This is a genomic window from Paenibacillus dendritiformis (genome assembly GCF_945605565.1).
Lineage (GTDB): Bacteria > Bacillota > Bacilli > Paenibacillales > Paenibacillaceae > Paenibacillus_B > Paenibacillus_B dendritiformis_A.
Genome location: NZ_OX216966.1, coordinates 4,650,659 through 4,667,611 on the forward strand (window position 1 = coordinate 4,650,659; position 16,953 = coordinate 4,667,611).

The following is a 16,953-nucleotide window of genomic DNA, read 5'->3' on the forward strand; positions in this document are numbered from 1 at the left end:
TTTTACGTACAGGTTTCCCTCTCTGGTTACGGCATGTGAATCCACTCACCGCCATATTGCAAATGATCGCCATCCGACAGACACGCTTTCAAGTTCAAAACAGGCTCTGGCAGTGAAGGATCAAGCAGATGCGCTTTGCTGAAGTATTCCTTCGCTTTGGAAAGATCTCGCTGCTCGGCGCTGATGCACCCCAAGGCATTGTAAGCGATCGCTTTGAGGCATTTGCTCTCGGTCAGAGGAATGATGAGTTGAAAATGATGTCCCGCTTCCTGATTCCGGCCCAGATGCAAATAACTCATGGCCAAATAAATGCGGCTGTCGATATGGTCCGGCCTTATCGTTGCCGCCGCTTCCAAATGCTTGACGGCTTCATCATACATCATCAGCATGTAGTACCCCTGACCGCGCTGGAACGGATCCGTAAAATCGGGCAGTGTCGGCTGCGGCTGCGCCTCGATCACGTCGTTAGGACTGTGCGGACGCAGCGAGGCGAGCTTCTCCTCGAACCGAAGCCACTCCTCCACGATGTAATCGCTCATGGTGGACAGCACCTTCAATTGCCGGTCCAATTCCTGCTTGCGCTCTCCCGTCGATTGGGGATACTGGCGAATTAACTCATCCAGCACTTCATTCATCGTCGCGAATACTTGTTGCAGCACGATTCCATCCCACCTTTACGAGTGATGCGTATCGTCTTCATAACGGATCTACGTTCATTGTGTGTTAAGGGGGTGGATTTCATTCCGCGCTCCAACGTTTACCCAACGGAGCCTGGCGCTGTCAAGAGCCTGGCCTTGTCCAGAGCGAAGCGTGCCGTTGTTCGCTGTCTGGGCTGCGCGCCGTTTCGAACCGATTACTTGATCGTCGCGTGGGCTTCCGTTCCGGCCATCAATTCCACCGGCTTGTTGTCCCCATCGACGAACACGATTTTCGGCGTATAGGAGCGCGCTTCTTCGTCGGTCATCGACGCATACGAAATAATAATGACGTTGTCTCCGGGCTGAACCAGGCGCGCCGCCGCCCCGTTCAAGCAGATGACACCGGAATGGCGCGGACCCGGGATGACGTAAGTTTCCAGACGGGCGCCGTTGTAATTATTGACAATCTGCACTTTCTCATTGGCCCAAATGTCGGCCAACTCCATCAGATGCTCGTCGATCGTAATGCTGCCCACATAATTCAAGTTAGCCTCCGTCACCGTAGCGCGGTGGATTTTCGATTTCATCATTTCACGGAACATAAGCGTCCTCCTTGGCGGCTGAACAGCCGGTTGTCGATTAAGCGCGTTCGCCCGAAGCGGACCGCCAGCGCGATAAGCACGTCGCTCCCTGCATGGCCGACCGGTTCATCGGAAGGCAGCGCCTGCAGCGCCGGGAACGTCAATATGTCAACGTAATCAATGTCCGCGAGCGGCGCCTGGCCGATGACCTGCCGGATGCGGGACTTTACTTCTTCCGCCGTGAGCCCGGGCTCTTCCCGAAGCCATTCCTCCGCCATGCGGAGCGAGCGGGATAAGCCGAGCGCCTGCTCGCGCTCTTCCCCGCTCAAGTACACATTGCGCGAGCTAAGCGCGAGCCCGTCCGCTTCCCGCACAATCGGGCAAGGCACGATTGCGACATCGAAGTTCAGGTCGTCCACCATCTGTTGAATGACGGCCACCTGCTGCGCATCCTTCATGCCGAAGTAGGCCCGATCGGGCTTGACGATATGGAACAGCTTCGCGACAACGGTCGTCACGCCGTCGAAATGGCCCGGGCGGGACGCGCCGCACAGCGGCTCGGTCACTTCGCGCACATGAATCGTCGTCTTCGTCGGCTGCGGATACATCTCTTCCGGGGACGGAATAAAGACGATATCGATGCCAAGCGAAGCGGCAAGCTTCAGATCCCGCTCCTCATCGCGCGGATACTGGGCCAGATCCTCGTTCGGCCCGAATTGAATCGGATTCACGAAGATGCTCAGCACCGTGACCGCGCACTGCTCCTTCGCCTGCCGCATCAGACTGGCATGGCCTTCGTGAAGATAGCCCATCGTCGGGACGAATCCGACCTCCGCCCGGTCCGATTGCTGTTCCGCTTCCTGCCGCAGCCTGCGGACCGCGGTCCGCAGTTCGGCGATGGTCCGTACGGTGATCATCGGACATCCCCCTCTTCCTTGCCGGCATGCCCGTACAATTGAACCTGCACTTCTTCATCGGCCGTGAACGAATGACCTTCCGCCGGGAAGGCTCCCTCCTTCACCTCTCGCACATAAGCGCCGATTCCCTCTTGAATCATGGCGCCGATGTCGGCATAGGTTTTGACGAACCGCTTCTCGCGGTAATCCGCCGTATAGCGCAGCAGATCATGGAACACGAGCACCTGGCCGTCGCAGCCCGCGCCCGCCCCGATGCCGATCGTCGGAATCGAGAGCCGCTCCGTAATATAAGCCGCCACCTGCGCCGTCACCAGCTCGAGCACCATCGCGAAGGCGCCGGCCTTCTCCAGCGCCAGGGCATCCTCCAGCAGGCGGTTCGCATCCTCGGCCGTCTTGCCTTGAATGCGGTAGCCGCCGATCTGATGCACCGATTGCGGCGTCAAGCCGATATGGCCCAGGACGGGCACCCCCGCTTGCACGCATGCTTCGACCGTGGCGGCGATCTCCTTGCCGCCCTCCATTTTGACCGCATGGGCATGGCCTTCCTGCATAATGCGGCGGACACCGGCCAGCGTGTCCGACATGCTGCCGTGGTACGTCATGAACGGCATATCTGTCACGATGAAGGTGCGGGACGCGCCCCGCCGTACGGCGCGCGAATGATACACCATATCGTCGAGCGTGACCGGCAGCGTCGAGTCATAGCCGAGCACGACGTTGCCGAGGGAATCGCCGACGAGTATCAAATCGACGCCAGCCGCTTCCGCCAATTGAGCCGACGGGTAATCATACGCCGTCACCATAGCCAGCTTCTCCCCGCGCCCCTTCATCGCCTTCATTTTCACAATGCTTAACGGTTGTGTTGCCATCTCGTACATCCATCTCCTTTTGTAGAGGCTGTTCAACAAGTCCGCTTTTTCCCGGAAAACCTGCTTGAACACGGACCTTTCGAGGTCTGCCTCCCTTTTGTTATTCGGCCTCGTTCCTTCGCTTTAGTGTGTACAAAACAAAAAAACCTTTCAGCATTTCCTGCTAAAAAGGTCACCAAAGAGAAAAAGAGGTCGCATGCGGACGTCCTTCTGTCTCGGTCCCTTCGGCTCAGAGCAGATACGTGCACCACGTTCGTCAAGGAATATGTACTTGTCGGCACGATGTTCCTTGCTTACTCGGGTGAGTGCGATTCTCTTCGGAGATACCGCCTCACCGACTACAGTATAGCAGATCCATTGACCTCTTTCACCCGGAAAAATGCACATCTCCGGAAAAAACTTTTTGCACCGTTCCCGTCTTGTCCTTCAGCAGCAGGGCGCCGGATTGATCCAGTCCTACCGCGACGCCCTGCAGCGGCCCTTGCGGGGTATCGATGGTCATCTGACGGCCCAGCGTGATGCTCTGCGCCTCCCATAGCGTGCGGATGGGCGCGAACCCTTCCTCCTCATACAGCCGGTACAGCTGCTCCAGCTCCTGCAGGCATGCTGCCACCAGCGACGCCCGGTCCACTTCCTGGCCCGTTACGATCTTCAAGGACGTCGCCCGCTCTTGCAGCTCCTCCGGGAAGTCGGCGCTGTCCAGGTTGACGCTGATGCCGATGCCGGCAATCACATAGAGCAGCCGCTCGTCCTCGGCGGCCGACTCGAGCAGAATGCCGGCCACTTTTTTGCCGTCGGCCAAGATGTCGTTCGGCCATTTGATGCCGAGCGGGGCTGACGTCAGCTTCTTCATCGCCCGGAACATAGCCACCGCCCCGAGCAGCGTCAGATGCGGCGTATACGGCAGCGGAATGCGGGGGCGCAGGATGATGCTCATCCAGACGCCCTTGCCTGCCGGCGAATGCCAGACATGCCCCTGGCGGCCCCGGCCGCCCGTCTGCTCCTCCGCCAGCACGACCGCGCCCTCGGGCACGCCTTCCTTCGCCCAGGCGGCCGCTTCGTTCTGCGTCGACTCCGTCTTCTCCAGGATGCGCAGCCGGTTGCCGAAGGTGCCCGGCGCCAGCTTGCTGAGCAGGGCCGCTTCATCGAGCCGGGTCGGCTGGGTCACGAGCCGGTACCCGAGCTTCGGCACGGCGTCGAAGGCGTAGCCCTTGGCGCGGAGGACGTTGATCTGCTTCCATACGGCCGTCCGCGTAATCTGGAGCCGGCGGCTTAATTCCTCGCCGGAAATATATTGATCCGGATGTTCCCGGAACCAGTCCAGTAATTTTTGATTCATTCTCGCTTCCACTCTTTCTCCACGTATTTCCTAAGCTTGTCGCGCTCGTTCGGCACGTCGCCGAGCGCGACGGCGAGCCAGGCGGCTTCGAGCGCCTCGCGAAGCCACGGCCCGGCCGGCCGGTCCGCCGCTTGCAGCAGATCCCCGCCCGTCAGGGCGATATCCGGCAAGCGGCGGACGGCGATGCGCTGGAGCCAGGCTTCGCCGTCCCGCAGGAACGGCGCAAGCCGCTCCTCCGGCACGCCGGCCAGCGCCCGGCGGCAGGCATGCCATCCGCGGAGCGCGTCCTCGCCGCAGGCGTAGAGCGCCTCCGCGTAGGCCCGGCGCCAGGCGCGCTCGCCGCCGGGCCCGGACAGGGCGGCCTCGCCTCCGGCCGCCAGCCGCGCCTCCGCGCGCAGGACGCCGAGCACCGCGTCCTGCTGCGCGCCCGAGAAGCGAAGCGCCTGCACGATGCGCTTCGCTTCCGCCTCGCCGGCCGCCAGGCCGAGCAGCAGCGCGGCGAAGCGCAGCTCGGGTCCAGCCACGGACCCGAGCGCGCACAAGAGCCGCGGCCAGCCGTCCGGCGCAGGCCCCGCCAGCGCGCCGAGCGGCTCCTTCGCATAGCGCAAGAGCCCGCTGCGCGCCAGCATAGCCCACCCGCGGGCCGGATCGGCTCCCGCGGTCAGCTTCCACAGCTCGTCGCGCACGCGTTCCATCGCGACGTAGCCCAGCGTCTCCCGCTGGCGGAGAAGCGCCCGCCACGTCGACTTGGCGATGCGTCCGCCCAGCAGCGACGCGAACCGGACGCCCCGCAGCATCCGCAAGGCGTCCTCGCGGAAGCGCGTCTCCGGATCGCCGACGCAGCGGATGAGGCGCCGCTCCAGATCGTCACGGCCGCCGAACGGATCGCGCAGACGGCCCTCAATATCAAGCGCCATCGCGTTGATCGTGAAGTCGCGGCGCCGGAGATCCTCCTCCAGATCGTCGATGAACTCGACTTCTTCGGGCCGCCGATGATCCTCGTAGGCCGACTCCTTGCGGAATGTCGTCACTTCATAAGTATAATGATCCATAACGACCGTCACTGTCCCGTGTGCGAGCCCTGTAGGCACGACGCGGCGGAATAACGCCGTTACCTGCTCCGGAAGGGCCGAGGTGGCGATATCAATGTCGCCAATCGGCCGGCCAAGCAGCCTGTCCCGCACGGAGCCTCCGACAATATAAGCTTCATGCCCCGCGTCCAGCAGGTGGCGCATCACTTGCTCCGCCTCCGCATACAGCAACTCTTCTTCAGGATGGCATTTCATCCATGGGTCCCCCCTTACATGCAAGCGCGCGCAATGGCAGCCATTGCGCGCAGTAGATTCCGGCTGTATGTTAACAGACGGGCTTCGGTATGCCGACCTCTTGCCCGAGCACCCGGTAATATATTTTTTCGTATTCCCATGTGATCAGATCATTACAGAAATCGTGACGAGCCCGATGCAGACACGCCTCGCGCATCGTCCGGGCGAGCTGCGGCTGGCTCAGCAGCTGAATGGCGTAATCCGCCATCGCTTCCGTATCCCCGATCGGAGCGAGGAATCCGGTCTCTCCATGCTTCACCAGCTCCGGAATGCCTCCGGCCTCCGAGCCGATCGTCGGCACGCCGCAAGCCATTGCTTCGAGCGCGACCAGGCCGAAGCTCTCTTTCTCCGAAGGAAGCAGCAAGCAATCGGCCATCGAGATGACTTGGGCGATTTCATCCTGCTTACCGAGAAAGTGAACTCTGTCCTCCAGTCCCATCTCCCGGATCTTGCACTGCACCTTCGGCATATCCGGTCCTTCGCCGACGAAGACGAGACGGGCGGCAACCTCCTGTTGCACGCGATAAAAAATATCCACGACATCCGCCACCCGCTTCACCGGACGGAAATTCGAAATATGCATCAAGATTTTTTCGAACGGATAAGCGAATTCAGCGCGAAGCTGCGTGATATCCCGCGGATAGTAGATGCGCTTGTCAACGAAGTTGTAGGTCAAATCGATCGGGCGGGTAATCTCCAGCAGCTCCCGCGTTTCTTTGATCAAATCCTGGGAGACGGCAGTAACCGCATCACTTTCATTGATGGCGAACCGGATCATATCCTTGAGCGATTCATCCTGGGCGAGAACCGTAATATCCGTCCCGTGCAGCGTCGTGACGACCTTCAGATCCGGATGGGACATCTGTTTGGCCAAGTAGGCGCACACCGCGTGCGGCACGGCGTAATGAACATGCAGCACGTCGAGCTGCTGCATATTGGCCACCTGCGCCATTTTATTCGCCAGCGACAAATCATAGGGCGGATAGCGAAAGACATAATAATCGTTGACATCCACTTCATGATAGTAGATGTTCTTCAAGAACCCGGATCCGAGGCGGAATGGAATATTATGGGTGATAAAGTGCACTTGATGTCCGCGCTCCGCCAGAAGCTTGCCTAGCTCGGTCGCAACGACGCCGGAGCCCCCGAGAGACGGATAGCAGGTAATTCCGATTTTCAGTCCTTCCTTCAAGCCGATTCCCTCCTATCTGTTCCAAAATGCTTCGTTCAACAGCATCCAGCATGCCCTGAACGGATACTTATAAAAAGGCGGAAACGGCGTACGGCCCCTTCATAGCAAAGCCTTCGGCCATGGCAAAGCCTCTGGCCTGCCCAAGCAGAGCGTCTCTCGCCTCGACCCGTTCCACGTACCCTTGATTGAGCGGTGTTAAGACAACATCGTCCGTGCCGCTTGGCCGGACGAATTGAGAAGAATAGGCGCGCAGCGCCATGCGCTTCTCTTCATACACATCCGTCACATCGACCAGAATCTGGGCGGGAGCGATATCATTAATGAAGTAATAAAAAACCTGCCCCACCGTATGGGCGGGCATATCAGGCATATACCGGCGGAGCTTCGCATTGAAAATCGCTTCCTGCACAATGCGGCTGCATTGAATATGATCCGGGTGGCGATCCTCCCAGTAAGGCATGAACACGATGCGTGGACGATAGCGGCGGATCGCGCCGACGACCGCATCGATATGCTCGCGCCGGAGCTCCAGTCCCCTGTCAGGCAGCTTCAGATTATCGCGGACCGCCAGGCCAAGAATGGCGCCTGCCTGCTGCGCCTCCCCGCGCCGCCGCTCGACCGTTCCGTTCGAGGACATCTCCGCCTCTGTCAGATCGCAGATGCCGACACGGAATCCGAGCTTCGTATGCTTGGCGATCGTGCCCGCCATCCCGATCTCCACATCGTCCGCATGCGCGCCGAAGGCAAGGATATCCAGCTCGTTCATTACTCTTCCACTCCCGGCTTGTATTTATGAGACAATTCCCGCCATGCAAAATCGCCGCGCTGCAGCGCCTTGACCAAAATTTCCGCTGAAGCCACATTGGTTGCCACCGGAATGCCCTGCACGTCGCAGAGACGAAGCAGCGCGATAATATCCGGCTCATGCGGCTGGGCCATTAACGGATCTCGCAGGAAAATAATGAGATCCATCTCGTTCTCGGCGACCAGTGCGCCAATCTGCTGATCACCGCCGAGCGGTCCCGATTGGAAGCGGTGGATGTCCAAATCGGTATTCTCCATAATGCGAAGCCCCGTCGTGCCAGTCGAGTACAATTGGTGCCCGTGGAATACACTTTCATACGCCATCACGAAATTGACCATTTCGTCTTTTTTCCGGTCATGTGCGATAAATGCGATTTTGTACATGCTGTAACCTCCGTTGCGATATCCCCTGTAATATAACGGGCTTAGTCGTCTAGCAGATGTTCAAATCCGTAAACCAGCTCTTGCAGCTCCATCACTTTCTTCACCGCGACGTTGACGCCCGGCATATAGCCGGCCCGCTCATAAGAATCATGGCGAATTTTCAGGGTTTGTCCATAACCGCCGAAAATAACCTCCTGCTGCGCAAACACACCCGGAAGCCGTACGCTATGGATCCGGAATCCATTATAATACCCTCCGCGCGCGCCTTCCAGCTTCTCTTCTTCGTTCGGATTGCCCTGGCGCTTCTCTTCTCTCGTCTGGGAAATCAGCTCGGCCGTCTTGATCGCCGTCCCCGAAGGAGCGTCCAACTTCTGCTCCCCATGGTATTCAATAATCTCAACATCCGGCAAATATTTGGCCGCCTGCTGCGCGAAGCGCATCATCAGGATCGCCCCAATCGAGAAATTCGGCGCGATCAAGCCGCCGATTCCCTGCTCCTTGCACATGTCGCCCAAGCGTTCGATATCTTCCGGAGCGAACCCCGTCGTTCCGATTACCGGGCGAACCCCATGCTGAATCGCCAGCTCGGTATGCTGCAGCACCGCTTGCGGTGTCGTGAAATCAACCATGACATCCGGCGCGCTTACTTGCAGCGCCTTCTCGAGATCGGACTCGACGATGACGCCGCAGGCCGGCAATCCGACCAGCGAACCGGCATCGACAGGTCCGGCGGAACGGTCGACAGCGGCAACGAGGCGAAGCGCATCATCTCCCAGCACCATTTTTACGACTTCACGGCCCATTCGGCCTCCTGCTCCGACAACGGCTACTTTGATTTGTTCCATCCTCGCCCATTCCTTTCTTTATCGTACCCGCTAACCGTTCGGAAGTTCCTCGATCCGGGTCCACCGATCAGCGTCTCTTGTGGTGAATTTGTGCATGACATCATCATGCGCCTTCGTCAAATCAATGCCAAGCGAATTGGCAAAGCATAATAAAATGAACAGGATATCTCCCAGTTCCAATTCAATGGAATTGTCGGCCTCCGAAGCCTTTTTCGGCTTCTCGCCATACGTATGATTCACTTCCCTGGCCAATTCGCCGACCTCTTCGGACAAGCGCGCCAGCAAGGCGAGCGGGCTGAAATAGCCTTCCTTGAATTGCGATATGTAACGGTCCACTTCGCGCTGCATTTCTGCCAACGGCTTCTCGCGCAGCGTCGACAAGAGCACCTTCAAATCCGAATTTGTCGCCATGCCATCCCCTTCTTTAGCTGTTTCATTCTGCTACTATGTTAACGTATACCCGGCTGGAAAACAAATGCTTTTTATATGTAACTTATTTCGATATACTAAGAATGCGCCGATCAGGCGCGATGGTTATCTTCATTGAAAAAGGAGCCTTGCCACACGTGAATTCCACCTGGCTGCAGCGCATATGGCAGACCTACCTGCCGATAACGATCGGAACGGCCGTGTACGCGTTCGGTCTGATTTACTTCATTCTTCCCAACCAGCTGATGGAAGGCGGCGTCACCGGGATTACGGTGCTGCTGAACTATGCCGCCGGCATTCAACCGTCCCTTTCCACACTCGTGCTGAACATCCCGCTTTTTGCGATCGGTTGGAGAGCGTTGGGAACCCGGCAATTAATATACAGCATCTATGGCGTCCTGTCCCTCACCGTGTTTTTGTGGCTGTTCGAACGGGCGGTGGCCAACCAATGGATAGTCCCGTTCCAGACGGAGCATGATTTCATCCTCGCTCCCCTGTATGCGGGCGTGACCTTAGGGGCCGGCCTTGGCATCGTGTTCCGTTTCGGGGGCACCACCGGAGGCGTAGACATTCTCGCGCGGATCGCGAACCGAAGATTCGGGATCAGCATGGGGCAATTCATTTTGCTGCTCGATATCTTCATCATCGGCTCCGCCTTGTTCTACATCCCGAAGGAAAAGATACTGTACACTCTCGTAACCGTTTTCATCTCTTCCCGAATTATCGATTTTATTCAGGAAGGGGCATATGCGGCCAAAGCCTTCACCGTCATCACCGACCATGCCGAAGCGATCTCGCAGGCGATAACGAGCGAGATGGAACGCGGCGTGACGCTCATTCCCGTCATCGGAGCCTTCTCCCGTGAACAAAAGCAGATCGTGTACTGCGTCGTCAGCCGCACCGAAATGCGCCGCTTCAAAACACTTGTCAAACAAAACGACCCGCGCGCCTTCATCGTCGTCAGCGATGTCCATGACGTGCTCGGAGAGGGCTTCCGCGAAGAGTAGCGGCCCTGCAGTATGCCGGCGATGAAGATTCGCGCACCGATAAAGCTTCGTACACTAAGGAAAATGCCGGAGGCACAAGCTTCCGGTTTTTTCTCTGCAGGGATTTTTAAAGGGAGGGGCTCTCTTCCATCAGCAAGCTGTTTGCCGGAACGGCCGTCATGCAATTAGTAGACCAAGGCAAGCTGGATTTACATACAGATATTTACGAGTACTTAACGGACTTTAAAGTCCGGGCTGCATTCGAACAACCTATAACGCTTCATCATCTGCTCACGCATACAGGCGGCTTCGACGAGGATTATAACGGCTTTTCGGTTCGGGATTTTAAAGATTTCGAGGGACTGGAGATGTATTTGAGAGAGCAAATGCCCCAACGGATACGGGAACCGGGAATCGATATTCAATAGAGCAACTATGGCGTTAGCCTGGCTGGCTATATTGTGAAGCAAGTCTCGGGAATGCCTTATGAAGAATATGTTGCGAAAAATATATTCGCTCCGCTCCAAATGAATCAGAGCCGCGCGCTATTGACCGAGGACTCAATTATGTAAGTACAGCTGCGTCGATCGATCCGGCTGGCCATTTTTTTGATACCTTCTACCAGGACACACAGTGGGATTTGTCATTCGATGTGCCGGTTTTGCTTCAAGCGGCCTTCACGCTTCCGATCCTGGGGCTGGTGTTGACGGTCTGGCTGGCCATTAACGTCGTTTTGCATTACTACCCACTTATCGGCTTTTATTATTGAAGCTGCTGAGTAATTAGGACGGATTATGCTATTTTGCCATAGCCTCAGAATGGAATACCCGTTCCGACAACAGGATCTCCTTGGTAACGCAAGTGTTCCCTCTGTACTGTGGCATGTGATCCCAAGCGCATCTGATTCAGAGCAATACATGCTCTCAGAGCTCTTTTCACTATTCTCCCATTGCGTCAGGAGCCGTCAGGCGGCCTCAGGCAGCCCCTAGCATCAGGCTTTATCCACAATTCTGACCCTCATCAGCGCTAACTCCTCTCCCCAGCCTCTTCACTGTACTCTCCCGAACATTCAGGACAAGCGTTTCGTCACGGTTTACCGTACGATCACTGCCTGTCCGATATAGCTTATGAATCCCACTATCACGGAAATATCGCTATTCGAAATGCCTCCCTCTTCATTATTCTTAGCTACGATTTTTAATAAACGATTTACAAGTCCGAATGTTAGGAGCTAGGAAATGAACATAGGCTTCACTTTTTCTGATGCAAAGGGAGATTGAAGATAAGAAGGGGGATAGAGATGGCGCTAGAGATGGAGGTGAATATAGAGAGATTGATGGAGATGAAGATCGAGAAGATAAAGCATCCCGGCCGTTACGACGGCCAACGTCAGTCCCCAATCAAGGTAAAACGCCGTGTAAAACCTTATCATACTGTGTTGAAAAATCAATCGTTCGGTCCCATTTTTGGAAAATAGGAGTTGTAAACAGAATATATGTTCGCTATAATCGAATCAGGAACATTTGTTCGTTTTGCAGACACAATGATAGTCTGGAGGGAGTGCAGTTGGAGACATTGGATAGCATTGCGACATTGGAGGAGTTGTGGAAGACGTTCGCTGCAGAAGCGGATTGCGCTGCTTATGTGGAGAAAGTCAAGTGGCCGGAAGGCTTCATTTGTCCACGCTGTCAGCATCGCCAGGCTTATGTCATCAGAACACGCCGGCTTCCTCTATATGAATGCCGCTCCTGCCGGCACCAGACTTCGCTTATTGCCGGAACGATTATGGAAGGCAGCAGAACCTCTCTCAGGAAATGGCTTGCGGCGATTTGGCTCGTCTCGCTAAGGGAGCCCGGCATCAATGCCGTTCAATTGCAAGCTGTGCTTCAAGTTACCTATAAGACGTCCTGGCTCATTTTACATAAAATTCGAAGAGCGATTCACTATCATGATACCCATGATCTTATGAAGGGAGACGTGCGGGGCATTATCGTGTTCTATGGACGCCCATTCAGTTCGCCCATTGTAATGCATGACAAGGAGACGGCAATTATCGTTGCGGAAGCTTCATCCTTCTCCACGGGCGGACCGGCAAGACAATACAAGATGAAGCTTATCGGCAGGGAGCATCTGTCGGGGAAGCTGCTGCTTCCTTCGGGCTGCCAGCACTTCACAGATCATCATGTTGACAAGAATGATGACTATGAGACAGAGATTAACCGCTACATTTTCCGGATTCGCCGGGATAGCCGGCTGTATACGAGGTATCGGCAGGCTCGCCAATGGTTAAACCGAACGTTCCACGGAATCGGCGCCAAATACCTGCAGCGTTATTTGGATGAATTCAACTTCCGGCTCAATACGCCACCCGCTGCGGTCGCATCTCAATTGCTCCGAGTATGTCTTACGCACTCACCGGGTAGTCCAGCACATACAAGACGATACGATTCTCCATGCCGAACGGCGTCTTGCGCAGCATAAGGCGTGGTTTATTTCGTTCTGTCGATGTTGTCTCTTATCTTAAGCGCTCCCGCCTTATTGCGGTATGCTCCTGTACCAGCCGGGTGCAAGGGAAGCGGCTAAAGCTACTTTTAACTGGGAGTGAAACTGGAAGTGGATATGGACGCGGCGGAATGGATTCATGTTCATCGTCCTGAGCCAAGGGGAGAATATGCATAAGGACGTAAAAACATCTGCCTGCTTTCCATTCGGAATTCTCCCCTTCCGTCTCGCACAGCCACTTTCCAACCATCAGCAACCCGGGATGAACCGAGCAATAACGAGACGATTATCCGCTCAGGGCGGTGCCCACTCTTGTTCAAGCTGCTTGATTTACAAGCGATGGAGATATGCATTACTTGCGAAAGCGTCCTGGACGAATCGAGTCTTGCTCGTAGCGGTATTTCTGCAACGCGACATAGAACAAGACGGAGCAGATGATGAACGTAAACAATAATGTCCATTGCAGCGGCAGCGTCCCGGTATCTTCTTGGCCAAAGGTCGGCGCGTCCTTGGTCTTGCCGAACAATTGGCGAAGCCATTCATCTCCGTGCTGGTTCAATGCCTGATTGACTTCAGCGAGGGGCGTCTGCTTGGCTACGGCCCGTTCGACAAGCCGCACGAGAGAATCGATGACCTCCATCGTCTCTGGACTGCGCTGGATAGTCGCTGCCGGCCGGATGCGGTCCACATGCAGCAGCCACTGCTTGGCGCTGGACAACCACTCTTTTTCTTGCTTTACCTGCTTCATCCGGTTCATTTCATCACGCAGCATTTGTTCGTATTGCAGCCACATCGCTTGTTTTTTATGGATTAATGCATCTGACGCCAGCCGCAAGCGCGCGGTCACATGCATTAGACGTTCCTCATTCAGTTCTATCGCGGGCAGCGCGCGCTTCACTTGAACGATCGCGTCACTGAACGCTCGTACCCCTTCGACACCCGTCGCGCCATAAAATGAAGTGTCGGTCATCGATTCTCCGATCTTTTGCACAAGCTGCCGAGCCTGTTCAAGCTCTCCCTTCTTCACGGCCTGATATATGGCTTCCGCTTGCTGGTCCAGCTTTTGCCATCGCTCTTCCGGCTTGCCAGCCATACTGTTGGAATCTGATGCGGCAGCGGCAGGCGCCAGGCCGAGTGTACATATGCCGATGATTCCGATTATGATAACAAGCCAACGTGAACGCCTAATGAGCATGTACATCCCTCCCCCATCATCGTATGGGGAGATGTCCAAATTTATGCCTTCGCTAACCGTTCCGTCTTGCCTGCTTCATCGCTGCCCAGCTTAACGCCACGCTGGCGCCCGTCAATGCGAACGTAAACACGCATACCTCCAATAAATAGGGATGGAGGGTCCGCGGCAGCCAAGGAAATACTCCGGCGCTGTAGTCGACGGTGTCATTCAGCCATGTCCAGCAGGCCGCTATCGTTAAGCTGGCGCTTCCAAATCGGAATAAGCGCACATACAGCAGCGCTTCTACCGCCATTGCCAGATGGGAACTGATCAGCATCCAATCCTGCCACACCATCGGCGCTCCTAAGGCGGCGCCCGCAAAGATCATGGCGCATGCCCATACCCCATACTTGATGGAGGTAACTACCGCAAGCGCCTCAATGATCTTAACTACGGCGCTCTCCCATACAGAACGGGGCTGCGGACGTATTAAGAGGAAGAGAATGCTTATCGTAAAAAACAAACTTGCGGTCGGGCTATCCGGGACAAACGGAATTTGCCATAGCGGATGATTATTCCACGTATAAATCAATTGATTTTTATACCAATAATATCCGTACACCGTACCAACAAGATTGCACCAAAATAAAGTCCACAGCACCCACCGCCGGCTTAAAAAAGAACGGCTGAACAAAGATGTCAGCTTCATATGTACTCTACCTTCTTCCGCTCCGATCCGGCCAAATTGCGCATACGCCCGCTTCGTACTGGCCCGGATCGAAATAACTAATATTCATCTACAGAACGAGCCTGACCGTATCAACGGTCAGGCTCGAGTCTCTACTTATTTTACTTCTCGGCTTTCTGTTTCGCAAGCCATTCTGCGATATGATTCAATTCCTCTTCACTTGCTGCATCCTTCATTGGCGGCATGTTGCCCTTACCATTATGAAGGATGTCGAGGATTTCATCTTTGGTTAATGTATCGCCGATGCCGCGGAGCGGAGGACCGGATTGACCTTTCAGGTCGGTAGCGTGACAGCTCAAGCATCCTGCTTTTTTCATATAATCCATGGCAGGATCATCCTTGTCAACCAAGGCGATCTCCTTGTTCGGCTTCGGCTGCCCCGTAGGCTTGCCAGCCATCGCAGCTTCGCGGGCCTTTTCCAGCCGAACCTCATGCTCCGGCCTAATATTCAGCTCTGCCAGCTCGGCTTCATACCCCAGCCAAGCTACGCGCGTCAAGTAGAAGCAAGCAATCAAGCTAACGATCATGAGCGAGGAAGCTATCGGGCGCTTGTAGAAGCGGCGTTCCTTCCCTTTATCCAGGAATGGCGCCAACATCAATCCGCCGAACATGATACCCGGTATGAGCACCGTACCGATTACGACATAGCTTCCAGACGCATATGGGTATTTCAAGAACTGATACAGGAACAAAAAGTACCAGTCAGGAATTGGAACGAATGCCGTATTGTTCGGGTCAGCCGGATAACCTAGCGGAGCAGGCTCCGAAATCGTTAGCACGAGAATTCCCACCAAAGCAACGACACCAACCATCCATTCCTTCAATAAAAAGTACGGAATGAAGGCTTCAGACTTCCCTGGAAATGCGGTATAATCCGGCGGAATCGTGTTGTGGTTTTTTTTCTTTATCCGCGAATCACCGACATATACGATTTTCTCAGTATTCGACGACTTATCGTGTGCCAATTACTCTCTCCTCCTCTCTTATAGCGGTCCTGAAATACCTTGACGACGAATCATCAGGAAGTGAGCGCCTATCAAGGCCAGTAGAGCCGCCGGCAAGAAGAAGACGTGAATCGCGAAGAACCGTGTAAGCGTCTGCGCACCGACGATCGTACCGCCCTGCAGCAATTCCTTGACGTACGGTCCGATATATGGAACGGTATCGGCGATCTCCATTCCGACCTTGGTCGCGAAGTACGCCTTGTTATCCCATGGAAGCAGGTATCCCGTGAACCCGAGACCGATCATGATTAGGAGAATCAATACGCCCACGACCCAGTTCATTTCGCGTGGTGATTTGTAAGAGCCGGTGAAGAACACCCGCAACGTATGTAAGAGCATCATGACGATGACGAGACTCGCGCCCCAATGGTGCATCCCGCGAACAATTTGTCCGAAGGCAACCTTGGTCTGCAAGTACTCAACACTGTAGTAAGCGTTGACAATGTCCGGAACGTAATACATCGTCAAGAACATACCGGACAAAATCTGAATCACGGTGATAAAGAACGTCAACCCACCGAAGCAGTACACGAACGCGGAAAAATGGTGAGCCGGATTCACGTGTTCCGGCACTTCGTGATCCGCCAAGTCGCGCCATATCGGCGTGATATCCAGACGTTCGTCAATCCAGTTGTAAACCCCTTTAAACATCTGACACTACGCCTCCTTGTTACTGCACGTGTTGGTTCGGAATCTTGTCACCAAGATATACAAAACCGTTTTCAATTTTCACTTTGTACTCGTCCAGCGGTGCGCGAGCTACAGCCAGCTGCTTGCCTTCCTTCGTGTAATGCGCACCATGGCACATACAGAAATACTGATCTTTGTACTTCGGGTTGGAATTCCAGTTAACCGTGCATCCCAAGTGCTTGCATACCGGTGACAACGCGAAAATATCTCCGTTCTCGTCTTTGCTGATCCAAGCAACCAATTGAGGCTTGCTCTCATACCAGCCGTCGATTTGCGTCACATCGAATGTAAATTCCTGAGGTTCATTGGTAATCTTGCTAACTTCCGCAACCTTTATGTAGTTCCCCTCTGTCTTTTTCTGCAGAAGCGGATCCACGGCGAACCGTACCATGGGAATAGCTGGACCGACGAACATGAAAGCGCTCGCTCCACCCAATGTGTATGAAAGAAATTGTCTACGAGACATTTCTTTGCGAGGTTGGTGAGGTTTCTGCTCGTTATTTTGCGGTTTGCTCATTACTGTCTT

The 16,953-nt window shown here is 55.3% G+C and carries 19 protein-coding genes and 1 pseudogene; 4 read left to right on the forward strand and 16 right to left on the reverse strand.

Annotation, left to right across the window (positions count from 1 at the left end):
* Window positions 1-26: 26 nt before the first annotated feature.
* The 11 genes from NNL35_RS20750 to NNL35_RS20800 form a co-directional block, all read right to left on the reverse strand.
* Complete coding sequence (locus tag NNL35_RS20750; protein WP_006679917.1) at window positions 27-659, reverse strand: tetratricopeptide repeat protein; 633 nt, start codon at window positions 657-659, stop codon at window positions 27-29.
* A 194-nt stretch (window positions 660-853) separates the two neighbouring features.
* Entirely contained in the window at window positions 854-1,240 is a 387-nt protein-coding gene (gene panD / locus NNL35_RS20755) for an aspartate 1-decarboxylase (RefSeq protein WP_006679918.1), read from the reverse strand.
* Window positions 1,225-2,136: a pantoate--beta-alanine ligase gene (gene panC, locus NNL35_RS20760; RefSeq protein WP_006679919.1), complete on the reverse strand. Its 912-nt coding sequence runs from the start codon at window positions 2,134-2,136 to the stop codon at window positions 1,225-1,227. The genes panD and panC overlap by 16 nt, the downstream gene beginning before the upstream one ends.
* On the reverse strand, window positions 2,133-3,014 hold the full coding sequence (gene panB / locus NNL35_RS20765; RefSeq protein ID WP_040734480.1) for a 3-methyl-2-oxobutanoate hydroxymethyltransferase: 882 nt from the start codon (window positions 3,012-3,014) through the stop codon (window positions 2,133-2,135). The genes panC and panB overlap by 4 nt, the downstream gene beginning before the upstream one ends.
* A 358-nt stretch (window positions 3,015-3,372) precedes the next feature.
* Window positions 3,373-4,344, reverse strand: a complete 972-nt coding sequence (locus tag NNL35_RS20770; RefSeq protein ID WP_006679921.1) for a biotin--[acetyl-CoA-carboxylase] ligase — start codon at window positions 4,342-4,344, stop codon at window positions 3,373-3,375.
* Window positions 4,341-5,630, reverse strand: a complete 1,290-nt coding sequence (locus NNL35_RS20775) for a CCA tRNA nucleotidyltransferase (protein WP_254553686.1) — start codon at window positions 5,628-5,630, stop codon at window positions 4,341-4,343. Before NNL35_RS20775 ends, NNL35_RS20770 begins: the two co-directional genes overlap by 4 nt.
* 70 nt (window positions 5,631-5,700) lie before the next feature.
* The gene (gene bshA / locus NNL35_RS20780) at window positions 5,701-6,861 is read right to left on the reverse strand and encodes an N-acetyl-alpha-D-glucosaminyl L-malate synthase BshA (protein WP_006678852.1); all 1,161 of its coding nucleotides are present in this window, start codon (window positions 6,859-6,861) and stop codon (window positions 5,701-5,703) included.
* A gap of 67 nt (window positions 6,862-6,928) precedes the next feature.
* Window positions 6,929-7,627, reverse strand: coding sequence for a bacillithiol biosynthesis deacetylase BshB1 (bshB1, locus tag NNL35_RS20785; RefSeq protein ID WP_006678853.1), 699 nt, complete (start codon window positions 7,625-7,627; stop codon window positions 6,929-6,931).
* Window positions 7,627-8,049 (reverse strand): methylglyoxal synthase, encoded by a 423-nt coding sequence (gene mgsA / locus NNL35_RS20790; RefSeq protein WP_006678854.1) that lies wholly within the window; start codon window positions 8,047-8,049, stop codon window positions 7,627-7,629. Before mgsA ends, bshB1 begins: the two co-directional genes overlap by 1 nt.
* Window positions 8,050-8,090: 41 nt before the next feature.
* The gene (dapB, locus tag NNL35_RS20795; protein WP_040733545.1) at window positions 8,091-8,894 is read right to left on the reverse strand and encodes a 4-hydroxy-tetrahydrodipicolinate reductase; all 804 of its coding nucleotides are present in this window, start codon (window positions 8,892-8,894) and stop codon (window positions 8,091-8,093) included.
* A 30-nt stretch (window positions 8,895-8,924) separates the two neighbouring features.
* Window positions 8,925-9,305: a nucleotide pyrophosphohydrolase gene (locus NNL35_RS20800; protein ID WP_006678856.1), complete on the reverse strand. Its 381-nt coding sequence runs from the start codon at window positions 9,303-9,305 to the stop codon at window positions 8,925-8,927.
* Between the two features lie 155 nt (window positions 9,306-9,460).
* On the opposite strand from NNL35_RS20800, the gene NNL35_RS20805 reads away from it, so the two are divergent.
* From NNL35_RS20805 to NNL35_RS20820, 4 genes and pseudogenes are all read left to right on the forward strand, one after another.
* Window positions 9,461-10,330: a YitT family protein gene (locus tag NNL35_RS20805; RefSeq protein ID WP_040733552.1), complete on the forward strand. Its 870-nt coding sequence runs from the start codon at window positions 9,461-9,463 to the stop codon at window positions 10,328-10,330.
* A gap of 128 nt (window positions 10,331-10,458) precedes the next feature.
* A pseudogene (locus NNL35_RS20810) lies at window positions 10,459-10,881 on the forward strand (serine hydrolase domain-containing protein).
* Between the two features lie 728 nt (window positions 10,882-11,609).
* On the forward strand, window positions 11,610-11,786 hold the full coding sequence (locus NNL35_RS20815; RefSeq protein ID WP_158000473.1) for a hypothetical protein: 177 nt from the start codon (window positions 11,610-11,612) through the stop codon (window positions 11,784-11,786).
* Window positions 11,787-11,875: 89 nt separating this feature from the next.
* A complete protein-coding gene (locus NNL35_RS20820) occupies window positions 11,876-12,790 on the forward strand; it encodes a transposase (RefSeq protein ID WP_006678859.1) in 915 nt (304 codons plus the stop codon).
* 373 nt (window positions 12,791-13,163) lie between these two features.
* Here the strand turns inward: NNL35_RS20820 and NNL35_RS20825 are convergent, their stop codons facing one another.
* The 5 genes from NNL35_RS20825 to NNL35_RS20845 form a co-directional block, all read right to left on the reverse strand.
* Complete coding sequence (locus NNL35_RS20825; RefSeq protein ID WP_006678860.1) at window positions 13,164-14,006, reverse strand: sporulation protein YpjB; 843 nt, start codon at window positions 14,004-14,006, stop codon at window positions 13,164-13,166.
* A 52-nt stretch (window positions 14,007-14,058) separates the two neighbouring features.
* Window positions 14,059-14,694, reverse strand: coding sequence for a DUF1405 domain-containing protein (locus tag NNL35_RS20830; protein WP_006678861.1), 636 nt, complete (start codon window positions 14,692-14,694; stop codon window positions 14,059-14,061).
* 140 nt (window positions 14,695-14,834) lie between these two features.
* On the reverse strand, window positions 14,835-15,698 hold the full coding sequence (locus NNL35_RS20835) for a menaquinol-cytochrome c reductase cytochrome b/c subunit (protein ID WP_006678862.1): 864 nt from the start codon (window positions 15,696-15,698) through the stop codon (window positions 14,835-14,837).
* 18 nt (window positions 15,699-15,716) lie between these two features.
* Window positions 15,717-16,388 carry a menaquinol-cytochrome c reductase cytochrome b subunit gene (gene qcrB, locus NNL35_RS20840; RefSeq protein WP_006678863.1) on the reverse strand — a complete coding sequence of 224 codons (672 nt, stop codon included), beginning with the start codon at window positions 16,386-16,388 and terminating at the stop codon, window positions 15,717-15,719.
* Between the two features lie 19 nt (window positions 16,389-16,407).
* Window positions 16,408-16,944, reverse strand: coding sequence for a QcrA and Rieske domain-containing protein (locus NNL35_RS20845; RefSeq protein WP_006678864.1), 537 nt, complete (start codon window positions 16,942-16,944; stop codon window positions 16,408-16,410).
* Window positions 16,945-16,953 lie beyond the last annotated feature (9 nt).